Source organism: Amycolatopsis sp. NPDC052450 (assembly GCF_044547565.1).
GTDB lineage: Bacteria > Actinomycetota > Actinomycetes > Mycobacteriales > Pseudonocardiaceae > Amycolatopsis.
On sequence record NZ_JBIUAQ010000014.1, the window covers coordinates 54,479 to 68,598 of the forward strand.

Annotated in this window: 14 protein-coding genes; 11 read left to right on the top strand and 3 right to left on the bottom strand. The window is 68.8% G+C overall.

Annotated features, from left to right (window positions below; genetic code table 11):
• Window positions 1-666: 666 nt before the first annotated feature.
• Entirely contained in the window at window positions 667-3,147 is a 2,481-nt protein-coding gene (locus ACIHAO_RS23375) for a M14 family zinc carboxypeptidase (RefSeq protein ID WP_396561030.1), read from the bottom strand.
• Window positions 3,148-3,381: 234 nt separating this feature from the next.
• On the opposite strand from ACIHAO_RS23375, the gene ACIHAO_RS23380 reads away from it, so the two are divergent.
• The 4 genes from ACIHAO_RS23380 to ACIHAO_RS23395 all read left to right on the top strand — a co-directional run bounded on the left by ACIHAO_RS23380 (window position 3,382) and on the right by ACIHAO_RS23395 (window position 6,555).
• Complete coding sequence (locus ACIHAO_RS23380) at window positions 3,382-4,071, top strand: DUF998 domain-containing protein (protein WP_125793901.1); 690 nt, start codon at window positions 3,382-3,384, stop codon at window positions 4,069-4,071.
• A gap of 98 nt (window positions 4,072-4,169) precedes the next feature.
• Window positions 4,170-4,505, top strand: a complete 336-nt coding sequence (locus ACIHAO_RS23385) for a YciI family protein (protein ID WP_396561265.1) — start codon at window positions 4,170-4,172, stop codon at window positions 4,503-4,505.
• A 2-nt stretch (window positions 4,506-4,507) separates the two neighbouring features.
• Window positions 4,508-5,776: an RNA polymerase sigma factor gene (locus ACIHAO_RS23390; protein ID WP_396561033.1), complete on the top strand. Its 1,269-nt coding sequence runs from the start codon at window positions 4,508-4,510 to the stop codon at window positions 5,774-5,776.
• On the top strand, window positions 5,773-6,555 hold the full coding sequence (locus tag ACIHAO_RS23395) for a class I SAM-dependent methyltransferase (protein ID WP_396561035.1): 783 nt from the start codon (window positions 5,773-5,775) through the stop codon (window positions 6,553-6,555). Before ACIHAO_RS23390 ends, ACIHAO_RS23395 begins: the two co-directional genes overlap by 4 nt.
• Here ACIHAO_RS23395 and ACIHAO_RS23400 read toward each other — a convergent pair.
• Entirely contained in the window at window positions 6,449-7,108 is a 660-nt protein-coding gene (locus tag ACIHAO_RS23400) for a hypothetical protein (protein WP_396561037.1), read from the bottom strand. The genes ACIHAO_RS23395 and ACIHAO_RS23400 overlap by 107 nt on opposite strands.
• Complete coding sequence (locus ACIHAO_RS23405; protein WP_396561039.1) at window positions 7,105-7,437, bottom strand: hypothetical protein; 333 nt, start codon at window positions 7,435-7,437, stop codon at window positions 7,105-7,107. Before ACIHAO_RS23405 ends, ACIHAO_RS23400 begins: the two co-directional genes overlap by 4 nt.
• A 363-nt stretch (window positions 7,438-7,800) precedes the next feature.
• Here ACIHAO_RS23405 and ACIHAO_RS23410 point away from each other — a divergent pair, with 363 nt between their 5' ends.
• From ACIHAO_RS23410 to ACIHAO_RS23440, 7 genes are all read left to right on the top strand, one after another.
• Window positions 7,801-9,084 carry a helix-turn-helix transcriptional regulator gene (locus ACIHAO_RS23410; RefSeq protein WP_396561041.1) on the top strand — a complete coding sequence of 428 codons (1,284 nt, stop codon included), beginning with the start codon at window positions 7,801-7,803 and terminating at the stop codon, window positions 9,082-9,084.
• Window positions 9,081-9,830 carry a hypothetical protein gene (locus ACIHAO_RS23415; RefSeq protein ID WP_396561043.1) on the top strand — a complete coding sequence of 250 codons (750 nt, stop codon included), beginning with the start codon at window positions 9,081-9,083 and terminating at the stop codon, window positions 9,828-9,830. The genes ACIHAO_RS23410 and ACIHAO_RS23415 overlap by 4 nt, the downstream gene beginning before the upstream one ends.
• A complete protein-coding gene (dcd, locus tag ACIHAO_RS23420) occupies window positions 9,821-10,417 on the top strand; it encodes a dCTP deaminase (protein WP_396561045.1) in 597 nt (198 codons plus the stop codon). Before ACIHAO_RS23415 ends, dcd begins: the two co-directional genes overlap by 10 nt.
• Window positions 10,401-11,483, top strand: coding sequence for a thiamine-monophosphate kinase (locus tag ACIHAO_RS23425; RefSeq protein ID WP_396561047.1), 1,083 nt, complete (start codon window positions 10,401-10,403; stop codon window positions 11,481-11,483). Before dcd ends, ACIHAO_RS23425 begins: the two co-directional genes overlap by 17 nt.
• A gap of 301 nt (window positions 11,484-11,784) precedes the next feature.
• The gene (gene fabG / locus ACIHAO_RS23430) at window positions 11,785-12,546 is read left to right on the top strand and encodes a 3-oxoacyl-ACP reductase FabG (protein WP_396561049.1); all 762 of its coding nucleotides are present in this window, start codon (window positions 11,785-11,787) and stop codon (window positions 12,544-12,546) included.
• A 3-nt stretch (window positions 12,547-12,549) separates the two neighbouring features.
• Complete coding sequence (locus ACIHAO_RS23435) at window positions 12,550-13,002, top strand: MaoC family dehydratase (protein WP_125783888.1); 453 nt, start codon at window positions 12,550-12,552, stop codon at window positions 13,000-13,002.
• A 91-nt stretch (window positions 13,003-13,093) separates the two neighbouring features.
• Window positions 13,094-14,119, top strand: coding sequence for a phosphotransferase family protein (locus ACIHAO_RS23440; RefSeq protein WP_396561052.1), 1,026 nt, complete (start codon window positions 13,094-13,096; stop codon window positions 14,117-14,119).
• The last annotated feature ends 1 nt before the right edge of the window (window position 14,120 follow it).

A 14,120-nucleotide genomic window follows, 5' to 3' on the forward strand; every position in this document is an offset into this window, starting at 1 on the left:
TTTCGCGAGTGGCAAGGGACGGCTAGAGCGGGCCGACGCCGTGGCATCTACTGCGTGACCTGGGTACTGCGTGACCTGGGCGCAAGGATGGGGTCCTTCATGTAGTGAGTTCTGCGAGTGAAGGCCCCTTCGCGCGCTATCGCTGTAGCGCCGAAGCGCACGGTGGCGTTCCGGTCCGTCCGGCCTGAGGTGAAGGGCCCCTTCCCTACTCTCAGGGTAGGGAAGGGGTCCCTCACCGACCTGCGAACCCGACCCCCGCCATAAGCACCTAGAACACGGTCGGCCCTAACCCGAATCGCCACTCACGAGACGCGAGGATGAGCGAGCGGCTGTTTCAGTGCTTCCGACGGCCAGTCGTCGAACTCTCATGTCGCGAAGGGTCCCTTCGAGACCTTCAACGTCTCAAAGGGACCCTTCACGACATCCGAAGGACCCCTTTCCTCGGCTCAGCCGAGGGAAGGGGTCCTTCACGCGCAACCGCTGTGACTGCTGGCGCCTGTGGGGCGAACGTGGCGATTACCGAGTCCGTGAAGGTCTCCTTGAGAGACTCTGGGTCCCTCAAGGAGACCTTCATGGACAGGGCCTGGCATCAACCGCGGCCTCAACCACGTAGGTACCTAAGACACCCTTGGCCCTGACCGTCCTTGCCACTCACGAGTCTTTCGGCTAGCCGCGCTCCTTCTTGGCCCGCGCGGAACGGGTGCAGACCTCACCGACGTCGACCGTCTGGCCGCGGTCGATGTAGACGTCCGCCAAGCCGACGAGCTTGCCCTTCGGCGACGTACAGGTCAGCTGGTACGCCTCCTTGGGGCCGTAGGTCGGCGGGATCGGCGACTGGAACGACACACCGCCGGTCCAGTCGTCCACAGTGGACGGATTGGCCTGCGCGTAGTTGACCAGCACGGCCGTGTACTCCCCGGCGGGCGGGTCGTACAGGATCGCGTGCTCTTCCGTGGTCGAACCGTTCGCCGACGACGAGACCATGTTGCCCGCCGCGTCGAAGACGTACAGATCCCAGTCGGAGTCCTGGCTGGCCCACTTGACGTCGACACTGAACTTCCCGTTGTCCACCTTGGGGAGCCCGTCGACGCGGAACTTGAAGCTCTCCGACGTCGGGTCGTTCGGGTAGTTCGTGTTGATCGCCGGCACCCCGGCCGGGTTGGCCACCTGGATAGCGGGCTGCGCCGGACCCTGCGGCTCGCGGCCGTAGCGGCCCGCGACGTAGGGCCGGGTCGACGGGTTGACCGACCACGCGAACCGGCCACCGGTCGAGGCCAGCGACGAGTTCAGGTTGTCGGTCACGTAGATCGGCGGCTTCGTCGAGCCGTCCGGCTGTACCACCGGCGAGGTCGGCGTCTGGAAGGTCTTGTGCAGCTTCAGCTGGTAGCCCTTCGGCGCGGTACCGATCAGCGTCGAATGAGCCGCCGGGTCCGCGGTGTTGGCCAGCATGTCCACGAAGGCCTGCCGGTTACCGCCCTTGCCCGCGCCCGCGGCGGGGGCGACACCGGTGTATTCGGCGACGACACCGTCGGCGAACGGCGGGTGGAACTCGTTGGGGCCGACTTCGAATGTGAAGCCCCAGCCACCGGTGGCCCAGTACGACCAGTCCTCGGTCGAACCGGTCGTGTCGTAGAGCGCCCACGACGGCTGGCTGGTGTATCCGTTGCGCGAGGCCATCTTGTCACCGAGCGCCTTATACGCCGGCTCGTCGAGCGGCGGGCGGACGGCGGCGACACCCGGGACACGCAGCACCAGGTTGGAGTAGGTGTGCAGCGTGATCAGGTTGGTCACCTGGCGGTTGGACACGATCGAGCGGATGTTCTGTGTCTCGGGCTCGGAGAACGGACCCGCGCCGCGGAAGGTGTCGCTGCGCCACAGGGTCGACGCGCCGGCGCCGCCCCAGAAGCCCGCGTAGTTGCGGTTCGGGTCGGTGCCGCGTTCACGGCCGGCGGGGTTGGCCTTGCAGACGCCGGTCGCGAACTCCTTGGGCGAGTCGTTGACGTTGCAGTTCTTGCGCTTCATCTCGTAGTCGAAACGCGAGAAGTCGCCCTTGGGCTCGGCCTCACGGGAGATTTCGAAGCCGTCGGGGTTGACGATCGGCACGATGATGTTGCGGGTCCGGCCGACCAGGCCGCGGAGTTCGGCGTTGGTGCCGGTGTAGCCCTTGACCAGTTCGTGGGCCCATTCCATGGCGTGTTCGCCGGCGGGCCACTCCCGGGCGTGGTGCACGCCCATGGTGAAGTTGACGGGTTTGCCGTCGGCGATGTTCTTGACGTCGGTCGCGATCTCGAGGGCGACGACGTCGCGGCCTTCCCAGGTCGGCTGCGGCAGCGTGAACGCCGTGACGAGCTTGGGGTTCTTGCGGGCCAGTTCCTTGACCTCGAACTGGTAGTCGTAGAGATGCCGGTAGCTCGTGCGCCCGGACGGCAACGTCGATGCCTGGGTCTTGGCGTCGTACTCGCTGTCGGCCTTGGCGTTCCGGATCGACTTGCCCGAAAGATCCGGCTCGATCACCTTCGACTTGAAGCCGTTGTCGGCCAGCGTCTTGCGGTCGGTGTCGTTGGCGAGGACGACCTCGACACCGGTGGCGTCGGCCTTCTCGGTGACGTCCAGCCCGAGCCGGAGGAGCTTGTCCTTGTCCTGCTTGGCAGGCGTCTCGACCCGGACCAGTTCGGCGCGCTGCGGCGCGGGCGCGGCCCCGGTCGGCGTGAGGGCGAGGAAGTCGACGCCCAGCAGCGCGTCGCGGGTCTGCCCGGCGTACCGGCAGGTCTGCACGACCAGCTTCTGGTCCTTCTTCACGAAACCTTCGGCGAGCTCGTGGCTGCGCAACGCAGCCGACGCGGCGACCACGGCGCCGGTCGCCTTGTCGAAGACCGCGAGGTCCCAGTCGCCATCACCGCCGCCACGAGGCGCGATCCGCGCCTGCAGCAGACCGTCTACTGTGGACGTGAACTCGCGCCGATCGGTGCCGGAGGCACCCGGCTTCTGCAGCGCGGCGAAACAGGAACGCGGCACGGCCTGATTGGTCCGCACCACGTTGTCCGCGGCCCCTGCCGTCGTGGCCGACGGAAGTGCCACGAAGGTGCCGGCGAGCACCAGGGTCGCCGCCGTCCATCCCGCTCTTCGCCGGTTTGGTGAATACCCCACAGACTGACCTCCTTGGACAGTCCGGTGACCGGGTGAGGTCACCGGTAGCGAGACCCTAGACCCGGGACCCCGTCCGAGGGACCCGCCACAAGTCGCCTGCACCCCTTTCGGCCCAACGATCTCACCGACCGTGCCGGAACGATCACTCGCACACGTGCCGTAAAGGCGACTTCCCTGTCGATTTCGACAGGAAAGGCTAAGAAAACCTTCAGGTTGGGTGGTTACCGTTCACCCATGACGACGCCCCAGGTCACCGCCCGGTCACCGCTGGCACTGCTGGCCGCCGTGGTCTCGGTCGCCGGCGGAGCGCTGCTGATCCTGCTGCTGCAGGTCCTCCCCGCCACCAGCGACATCAGCCCGATCCGCCGGACCATCAGCGAATACGCGCTGAGCGAGCACAAGTGGATCTTCGACGTCGCGGTCCTGCTGGTCGCGCTCGGCTCGGCGATCGGCTTCGGCGCGCTGATCCGCCGTAAGCACCTTCCCGCGCTGTCCGCGGCCTCGGTGTTCTGCGCGCTCTGGACGGTGAGCCTGGTGGTGATCGTGGCGTTCCCCAAGAACAACTGGGCGATCGGGCCGAGCACCGGCGGGACGGTGCACCGGATCGCGAGCGTGGTGGCCTTCGTCGCCCTTCCGCTGGCCGTGTGGTTCGCCGCGAAAGCCGTCTTCGCCTCCTCACCCGCGCGGCGTGCGGTGACGCGGGTGCTCGCGGTGGCCGCGCTGGCCTGGTTCGGGGTGATCCTCGGGGCGATCGTGGTCTCGATGAACGGCGGCGAGCCGTGGTGGCGGGCGATCCCGCTGGGGCTGGTCGAACGCGCGATGGCGCTGACCGGGCTGATCGCGCTGGCGTCGCTGCTCATTCCCGCCCGCGTGGTCACCGCACCGGTGACCGAGCAGGCCGAAGCACTGGAGACCGCGTCCTGAAAGGTTTTCCCGGCGTCGTGTCCATTTGACGGTCTCCCGCTCGTAGTGGTGTCGTGCGGCAAGCAGGCCGCGCGGAAACCCAGAACGGGAGCACCATCGTGAAGTACATGCTGCTGATCCAAGCCTCGACCGACACCGAGCCCCAGTGCACCTTCGAGGAGTGGACGGTCTACGACAAAGAGGTCAGGGACGCCGGGATCTGGTCCGCCGGGGAGTCGCTGGCCGACCTCGTCACCGCGACGACGGTGAAGGTCGATCGCGACGGCAAGCGGACGGTCACCGACGGGCCGTACGCCGAGACCCGCGAAGTGCTCGGCGGCTTCTACGTCATCGACGTGCCGGACCTCGACACCGCGCTGGACTGGGCGACCCGGTGCCCCGGCGCGCGGGACGGATCCGTCGTGATCCGCCCGGTCGCCGACTTCAGCGTCTGACCATGGACGAGCGGGGGCCCGGGATGGCGTCGGTGGAGGCGGTGTTCCGCGAAGAACGGGGAAGGCTCCTGGCCGCGCTCGTGCGCCGCTTCGGCGATCTGGACCTGGCCGAAGAGGTCACGTCCGAGGCGATCGAAGCGGCGCTGGAGCGCTGGCCGGTGGACGGTGTCCCGCCGCGGCCGGGTGCGTGGCTGATGACCACCGCGCGCCGCAAGGCGGTCGACCGGTTGCGCCGGGATCAGGCCTACGCCGCCAAACTCGCGATCCTGCAGGTGGAGGCGGAGCGGGCCGGTCCCGCTCCCGCGGCGGACGACGGCGACAGCCTGCCGGACGAGCGGCTGAGGCTGTTCTTCACCTGCGCCCATCCCGCCCTGCCCGTCGAGGACCGGGGTGCGCTGACCCTGCGCTTTCTCGCCGGGCTGACCACGCCGGAGGTAGCGCGGGCCTTCCTCGTCCCGGTGCCGACGATGGCGAAACGGATCGTGCGGGCGAAGAAGAAGATCAGCGAGGCCCGCATCCCGTTCCGTGTTCCCGGCGCGGACGAACTACCGGAGCGGCTGCCGGGTGTGCTGCAGGCGGTGTACTCGATCTTCACCGAGGGGTACGCGGCCAGTTCGGGAGCGAGTCTCCAACGGGCCGACCTCGCCGAGGAGGCGATCCGGCTCGGCCGCATCCTGCGCGGGCTGATGCCCGCCGACCAGGAGGTGGCGGGGCTGCTCGCGCTGATGCTGCTCGTCCACGCCCGGCGGGACGCCCGGACCGGGCCGGACGGCGAACCGGTCCTCCTGGCGGACCAGGACCGGAGCCGGTGGAACCGGGACCTGATCGAAGAGGGCCGTGACCTGGTGGTCACCTCACTGACCGGTGGCCCGCCAGGACCGTACGGGGTGCAGGCGGCGATCGCGGCCCTGCACGACGAGGCGGCCGACGTCGAAACCACCGACTGGCCGCAGATCGTGGCGCTCTACGACGTCCTGATGACGTTGGCACCGTCCCCTGTCGTCGCGCTCAACCGCGCCGTGGCCGTCGCCCTTCGCGACGGCCCGGCCGCGGGACTCGCGCTGCTCGACGAATTGACCGGCGAACCGCTGCTTCGCGGCTACCCTCCCTTCGCCACCGCCCGCGCCGGTCTGCTGCAGCGGCTGGGCCGCCACGACGCGGCGGCCACGGCCTACCGCGAAGCGATCGGGCTCGCCCCGACAGAACCCGAACGCGAGCACCTGCGGCGAAGCCTGGCCGCGCTCGAAGACCCGACGGAGACACCACGATGACCGCCGAACACCTCGCCCGCGTCGCCCGCGGCTGGGACGAAGCCGCCGACGGCTACGAGGCCTACTACGTTCCCCGGTTCGCGCCGTGGGTCGACGCCGCGGTGCGGGCCCTTCCCGCGGAACTGCCCGGCGGCCCCGTTCTGGTCCCCTGCTGCGGAACCTTTCCGGAACTCGACGCGCTCATCGGACAGCTGCCCGGCCGCGAGATCGTCGGCATCGATCTGTCCGCGGGCATGGCCGCCCGAGCGCGGACGCGGGCCACGGGCAATTCACTCGTACGCGTTGTCGAGGGCGATGCCTCGGAGCTCGAACCGGCCTCCGCCGCCGCGGTCGTCTCGGTCTTCGGGCTCCAGCAACTGCCCGAACCCGACGCCGCGCTCCGATCCTGGACCGGCGCGCTTCGCCCCGGCGGAGTGCTTTCGGTCGTCTACTGGCCGCATAGCACCGAACCGGGAGGGCCGTTCACCGTGCTGTCGGACGTCCTCCGGGAACGCGTCCCGGCAGGCGACCGTTCCTGGGAAGAACGGCTCCTACCCGCTTTGAAGGGCGCCGTACTCGAACTGGACGAGCCGTTGTCGTTCCCGATGGTCCATCCCGGCGCGGACGCGTTCTTCACCGCGCACACCCGCTCCGGGCCGATGCGGCCGCTGGCGAGCATGCGCGGTGAAGAGTTCATCGCCGAACTGCGCGAGGAATTCCTGCGAAGGTCCCCGGCAGGGGAATGGCGGCACCGTCCGGCTGCCCGGCATATCGTCGCGCGGGCGGCAGGCCGGGCGTGACCTCGTCCTCCGCGGTGTCTTCGGCATCCTTGCGCAAGCGCGCGGTGCAGACCGAAAGGTGCACCACGTTGGCGCGTTTGTGATGGCGGTACACGTGGACGTCGGAGGCGAAGCACGCCGCCGCGAGCAGAGCCCGTCGCTGCTCGATGCGCTCGTAGCCGACTCCTGCCGGGCAGAACACCGTGACCTCGACTTCGTCACCGCGCGGTTTCGTCCACAGGATCACCGGCAGCTTGCCGTCGAGGGTGCACACCCGGGCACGGGCGAAGCCGGTCCGCAGCCGGTGCTGCACGACGACCGAGCGGAGCCGGTCACGGACGAATCGCCGCGCCGAGCGCCAGTAGAACAGCCAGTTCGCGACGCCGAACAGCACGACCGCGCCCCAGATCGGGCCGACCGCCTGGAAAAGGGTGAACACCGCGTACGGGAGGACGAGGAGCACGCCGATCTCGTAACGCCAGTGATAGAGGGCGGTGAGCGGGTTCGGCCTCCTGACCACCGTGATTTCCCTGGCCAGCTCGGCGATCGCCTGGGGTTCCTGCCAACGGCTCATGACCTTCCTCCTGTCCGTCCGGCGGTTTGCTCGGCGGCCACGGCCGCCGCGGGAATGGAGCGGACGACACCGGCACCGGCGCAGTCCGGGCAAACGGCGTCCTCGTAGGGCCACCACCCCGTGCCCCCGCAGGGTTCGCACGCGTGGACGGTGTCCCAACGGGGATCGCGGTAGACGCGGCGCCTGCTGTCCGGCACCCGGGAGACCTGCCAGCCGCGAGCGGCCGCGCGAGCGTCTTCGCCGGTCGCGAAGAGCCATTCGTGGAAACGTTCGAGAAGCCGATCGAACCAGGACCGGGGCGCTGCCGTGTGGTTCTCGTGGTGGGACATGAGGTTCACCCCCGATGCAGCCAAGCGCGAACTCGGGTCGGCCCACTCGACGCCTACTCCGGCATTCGTGTGGTCCACAGGCGACACGAACGGGTTCGGATGCGCAGCGTCACATTCAGATGGCTGTCAGCATCCGTTCTCCGGTCGCGCCCGGGTGGTACCGGCCCTGGCCGTCAGGTGCGTTCACGTACCCCAAGACCAGGCAGAACAGGCCCTTTCACGGTTTCCGCAACTCGTGACAAGACGTTGACCGACGCGCCAGCACGGTCCGATCAGCTTGCTGTACTCTCGCCGTTGTGTGCACGTTCAGTCACCGCCCCTACATGCCTACCGAAGGTAGGTAAGCCCGTGTCTAGTGCCTACATGAAGCCTACATCGGCCGGAGGCGAGCCGGTAAGCCCCGATGCGGAAACCGTTACCGCGTCGGGTGTCGGACGAGAGCTGCGGCGGCTGCGCAAGGCCGCGGGGGAAACGCAGGCGGAGACCGCCAGGATCATCGGCGTCACCAGGGCGAACCTGACCCAGTGGGAGACCGGCAAATACCTGCCGTCGGCGCACAACGCCCGCCAGCTCGACGACCATTTCCGCGCTGCGAACACACTGTTCACCCTGGTGGAGACGGCCCGTTCACCCCACGAACACACCCCAGCCGTCCCCGGCGACGCCGGCGTCGTCGACACCTCGCGTTCCCTGCTGCAGGTCTTCCACACCGTCGGCGCGAAGCTCGCCGAGCGGCTGATCCGCGACGACGACGGCAAGCCGCTGGGCTGGCGGCACAACCTGCAGAAGAACACCGGGCCGAAGGCCCTCAGCACCGCGTACGGGATCAACACGATGCTGGTGGTAGGCGATCCCTACATCGACCTACATACGCTCGCCGAAGATCTCTACCGGCTGCAATCCGAACACGGCTGGCGCGGCCGCGCGGGCGGCAAGCGGCCGGAGACCACCGCGTCGGTGGTGGACGCGCTGTTCCGCACGAGCACGATGTCCGCCGACGAAGGGCTGGACCAGCTCGAGGGGTCGCTCGACCCGTACAGCCGGACCCGCCCGTACCTGTTGTCCGCCGTGCTGCACACGGCGGTCCGGCTGCGACCGGACGCCCCGCTGACCGACCGGCTGATCGACGCCCTCCTGGCGGCCCGGCTCGACTTCGACGGCGCACGCCTGTGGCCCGAGAAGAACGAGGCCGGGCTCGTCGCCCCGGAGGCGTCGGTGGTGCACACCGCGCGGTCGGTCGTCGCTCTGCGGGACGTCCTGTGCAGCCGTGAAGATCGCAACGACGTCCGTGAGGCGGCCGACGAAGCCACACAATGGCTCATCGACCGGTCTCATTCGGACGATGGCGTGGCCGAGGATCTCGAAAGGCCTCGCCCCGACGGGGAAGGAACGACCCGGATCATCATCCGGCACTTCACCGCAGCCTGGGTCGTCCAAGCGCTCGCCACCGCCCCCTTCCTGCCACTCCCCCGGCTCAACCGGGCGCTCGGAACCCTTTGGGAGCGCTACGACGCCGACCAAGGGCTCTGGGCTTGGGGAAGCGGCGACCTACCCATCTGGCAGACCTTGGACGCAGTCACCGCGCTCCGCGCGGCCGCATTCGCCGCCGCGGCGCCCCCGCTCAGCCCTCCAGGAACGACTACATGACCGACACCCCGCCATCGACCCTCACCGCCGTTCCGGCAGACGCGCACGCCTTCCTCGATGAGGTCGCCGGCACGCGACCCCGTCACGGCGACGCGGACCTGGCCTGGCTGCGCACGGTCGCGCACCGGGTCCAGGACGCTCCGGAAAGCTTCCTTTCGTGGCTCGAAGAAATCCTCGGTGACGAAGAAGCCGTCCGCACCGCGGCGAAGCGTTCCTACTGGCATCCCAACGGATTCGCCAAAATGGTGCTCCACGCCTCCGCCGATTTCCGGATCCGGCTCCACGTCTGGCCGGAATCCGCGGAACCGTCCCGCGGCGAATCCAATCCGCACAGCCACCGGTGGGAATTCGCCTCGACGATCGTCGCGGGCGAAGGGCTGCACATGGTCGAATTCCGCGAAACGACCGAAGGCGGGATGGCGTACGACCGCTACCGCTACGGCGCCGATCCGGCGAATCCGGCCGCCTTGCGCGCGGACGGCGGAGCCCGGCTCGAAGTGGAGAAGACCCCGCGGGTCCGGCGCGGCGACGTCTACTCGTGCGACACCGCCATCGTGCACACCGTCCGCCCGATCGCGGCGGGATTGACCGCCACGGTGGTGATCCAGGGGCCGCATCGCACCGGCACCACCGTCGTGTACTGCGAGCCCGGCCAGACCGACGACCAGCCCAACGGCGAACTGACCGAGACCGATTTCCGGGTCCTGGTCGGCGCCGTCGCGAAAGCGGTGGCGTCTTGCCGTTGACCTGGCCCGCCCCGCGCCGCGGAATCCTGACCGACCGGGCCATCAAACGCGCGCACCGCAACGGGGAACTGACGATCACCCCGTTCGAGCCCGGTCTCGTCCGCCCCGCCGCGATCAGCCTGCGGCTCGGCCACGAGGCGTTCGCGCTGGAATCGACCGGCACCGTCGACATCGCCGACCGGAGCACGTATCCGGACCTCCGCCCGAAGGAACTCGACGCCGAAGGCAGGCTGCCGGTCGAACCCGGCGAAGTCGTTCTCGCGCCGACGCTGGAGAAGATCGGTCTTTCCGAGAAACTCGCCGGTCTCGTCGACGGCACGAGCGACTACGCGCGGCTCGGCATCAGCGTCGTCCTGTGCGGTCAGGTCAGCCCCGGTTTCGGCAGTGAGACAGGGGCAGTGTTGACTCTGGAGATCGTGAATCACCTGCGGCATCCGGTGCTCCTGCACCCCGGAACGCGGATCTGCAACCTGATGCTGTTCGCCTCCACCGGCAGCGAGCAGCCCTACGGCACGATGCCGAACAACTATTCCAGCGACCACAACGTGGCCCCGTCCCGATTGGCGGATCATGTCGGGCGTAACTGAAATCTCGCCGGTCGGCGACGACGTCCGCCTCGGGGACCTCGGCGAGCACGCGATCCTCGAGCACCTCCTGCGGCCGCGCTACGGCGGTGTCCACGGATTCGGTGACGACTGCGCCGTCCTCGACGCCCCGGAAGGGCTTCGCGGCGAACTGGTCGCCACCACCGACAGCTGCCCCACGCCGCTGGTCACCATCCTCGGGGAAACGGATCCGTATCACGCCGGCTGGCTGCTGGCGACGATCAACCTGTCCGATCTGGCGGCGGCGGGCGCCACCCCCATCGGCCTGGTCGTCAACTACACCCTGCCGAAGACGACCACCGCGGGCGAGTTCCGGCGGCTTCTCGACGGCGTCGACGACTGCACCGAGGCCCACGGGACCAAGGTCGTCGGCGGCGATCTCCGGGACGGTCCGGTCCGGCAGCTCACCGCGACGGCGATCGGCCGGTGCGTCCCTGGCGGACGGCTCGGGCGCGCAGGCGCCGAAGCCGGTGACCGCCTGCTGCTGGTCGGTTCACCCGGCTATCTGTGGGCGTACGCGTTGCTCGTCGAAAAGCAGGCACGGCTTCCCGGGTTTCTCGTCGCGGACATCCGCGAACGCGCCTGCCGCCCGATGGCACAGGTGGCCGCCGGAAGGGCGCTCGCCACGGCCGGACTGGCACGCGCCGCGATGGACGTCTCCGACGGCCTCTTCCCGACCGTGCGGACCCTTTGCGGTGCCAACGGTCTCGGCGCGCGCATCACGACGGACGTCCAGCTGGACGACGCGCCCGCCGACGTCTGCGAGCAGTCGGGACTCGGCCGGTTCGAACTCGCGCAGGCCTGGGGCGACTGGACGCTCGTGGTCGCCGTGCGGCCCCAGGATGTCGCCCTCGCCAAGAAGACCCTTGCCGGGGAAGGCGTCACGGCGCAGGAGATCGGGACCCTCGTCCCCCGCGAGAAAGGCATTTCGCTGGACGACGGCGAACCTTGGGACGGAATCGCGCAGGAGCGGTTCTCGCCCAGTTCGTGGCACGGCGGCGAACTGCCGAAGCTGATCACGGAGGTTCTCGGCAGGCGGGCGAGCTGACCTTCAGTGGGTCGTGAGTGGCGTTTCGGGTTCTAACCCGAATCGCCGCCTGCGCCAAGTCCGTGAAGGCCTCCTTGAGGGACCCAGAGTCCCTCAAGGAGGCCTTCACGGATCGAGTGACGGACCAGCCCGGGAGGCGCTGGAGGTCGGGACGGTCAGGTCGCCGGAAGTATCCGCTCGGGCACGATGCCACCCGCCGTGATTACGATCACAGCGGAACTCCTGGCCCGGCATCTCTACAAACCGACCGCTCAGTACGGCAGACTCGACGTCACTTCCACTCGACGACGAGGAGTCACCCGTGACCGAACACCCCTCCCGTGTAGCGATCGTCACCGGCGCCGGCCGCGGCATCGGCGCCGCCGTGGCCAAGCGGCTCGCTTCCGACGGGTTCGCCGTCGGCCTGCTGGACCTCGACGAGGCGGGTGTCAAGCAGGGGGCCGAAGCGATCGTCGCCGAGGGCGGCAAGGCCGTCGGTGTCGCGCTGGACGTCAACGACGCCGCACAGGTCGAAGCCGCGGTGACCCAGGTGGCCGAGGAGCTCGGCGCGCCGACCGTGCTGATCAACAACGCCGGCATCACCCGCGACAACCTGCTCTTCAAGATGACCGAACAGGACTGGGACTCGGTGCTGGGCGTGCACCTGAAGGGCTCGTTCCTGATGACCCGCGAGGTGCAGAAGTACCAGACGCAGGAGAAGTGGGGCCGCATCGTCAACCTGTCCAGCACCTCGGCGCTGGGCAACCGGGGTCAGGTCAACTACTCCGCGGCCAAGGCGGGCATGCAGGGCTTCACGAAGACCCTCGCGATCGAACTGGGCAAGTTCAACGTCACCGCGAACGCCATCGCCCCCGGTTTCATCGCCACCGACATGACCGCGGCGACCGCCGAGCGGATCGGCATGTCCTTCGAGGACTTCAAGGCGGCGGCCGCCTCGCAGATCCCGGTGCAGCGCGTCGGCACCCCCGACGACATCGCCAACCTCGCGTCGTTCCTGGTGAGCGACGGCGCGGGATTCATCTCCGGCCAGGTCATCTACGTCGCCGGCGGACCGAAGGACTGAGCCATGCGCGAATTCGCCTCACTGCAGGAGTTCGAGAACGCCGTCGGTGAGCACTTCGGCTACAGCGACTGGCTGACGCTCACCCAGGACCGGGTGAACCTGTTCGCCGACGCCACCGACGACCACCAGTGGATCCACGTCGACGTCGAGAAGGCGGCCGAAGGGCCGTTCGGCGGCCCGATCGCCCACGGTTTCCTGACGCTTTCGCTCATTTCGGGTTTCGTCGGGAAGCTCTACCGGGTCAACGGGCTCAAGATGGGCATCAACTACGGGCTGAACAAGGTCCGGTTCCCCCAGCCGGTGAAGGTGGGCGCGAAGATCCGGGCGGGTGCCGAACTGGTCGAGGTCACCGACGTCTCCGGTGGCAAGCAGGCCGTCGTCCGGTGGACGATCGAGATCGACGGCGAGCCCAAACCGGCGTGCGTCGCGGAGATGGTCGTCCGGCTGATCGCCTGAGAAGGTGACCTCCGGCACCTCGCCGGGCCACCCCTACCCGACATACCGACTGGTCGGTACTGTCACCGGAAAGCGAGATGCTGGAGGCACCATGAACCAGTCCGACCTGCCGGGCCTCGACCTGGCCATGCTCAAGGCCCACCTGGACGAGCACCGGCCCGGGCTCGTCCAGGGCGACTTGAGCGGCCAGGTCGTGGCGGGAGGCCGATCCAACCTCACCTACATCGTGAGCGACGGCCGGTCCCGCTGGGTGGTCCGCCGCCCGCCGCTGGGCCACGTCCTGCCGACCGCACACGACATGGGCCGCGAGTTCCGGGTGATCTCCGGTCTGCACGGCACGGCCGTCCCGGTGCCGGAAACCGTGCTGCTGTGCGAGGACACCGACGTCATCGGCGCGCGGTTCTACGTGATGGAGTTCGTGGAGGGCACGCCTTTCCGCTCCGACACCGAACTGGCCGCGCTGGGCCCCGCCAGGACGAAGGCGATCGCGGACGAACTGGTCGACACCCTCGTCGAGTTGCACGCCGTCGATCCGGAGTCGGTGGGGCTCGGCGATTTCGGCCGCCCGGAAGGTTTCCTCGAACGCCAGTTGCGGCGCTGGAAGAAGCAGCTGGACGGCAACCGCAGCCGCGATCTCCCCGGCGTCGACGAACTGCACGATCGGCTGGCGGGTTCGGTGCCGGTTTCGGGCAAGCCGTCGATCGTCCACGGGGACTACCGGCTGGACAACGTGCTGGTGAACGACGACGACCGGATCACCGCGGTGCTGGACTGGGAGATGTCCACCCTCGGCGACCCGCTGACCGACCTCGCGCTGCTGGTGGCCTACGCCGAACGCGACAAGGTGTCCTTGCAGTTCGTGTCGAACGCCAGTTCCGCGCCGGGCTACCCGCGCAACGACGAGGTCATCGCGCGCTACGCCGAACGTTCGGGCCGCGACGTCTCGCGGCTCAACTGGTACGTGGGCTTCGCGTTCTTCAAACTCGCGGTGATCCTGGAAGGCATCCACCTCCGCTACAGCAAGGGCCAGACCGTCGGCGCCGGATTCGACGGCATCGGCGCGGGCGTCGTCCCCCTGATCGCGCACGGCAACGAGACTCTCAAGGAAGAGGGATAGA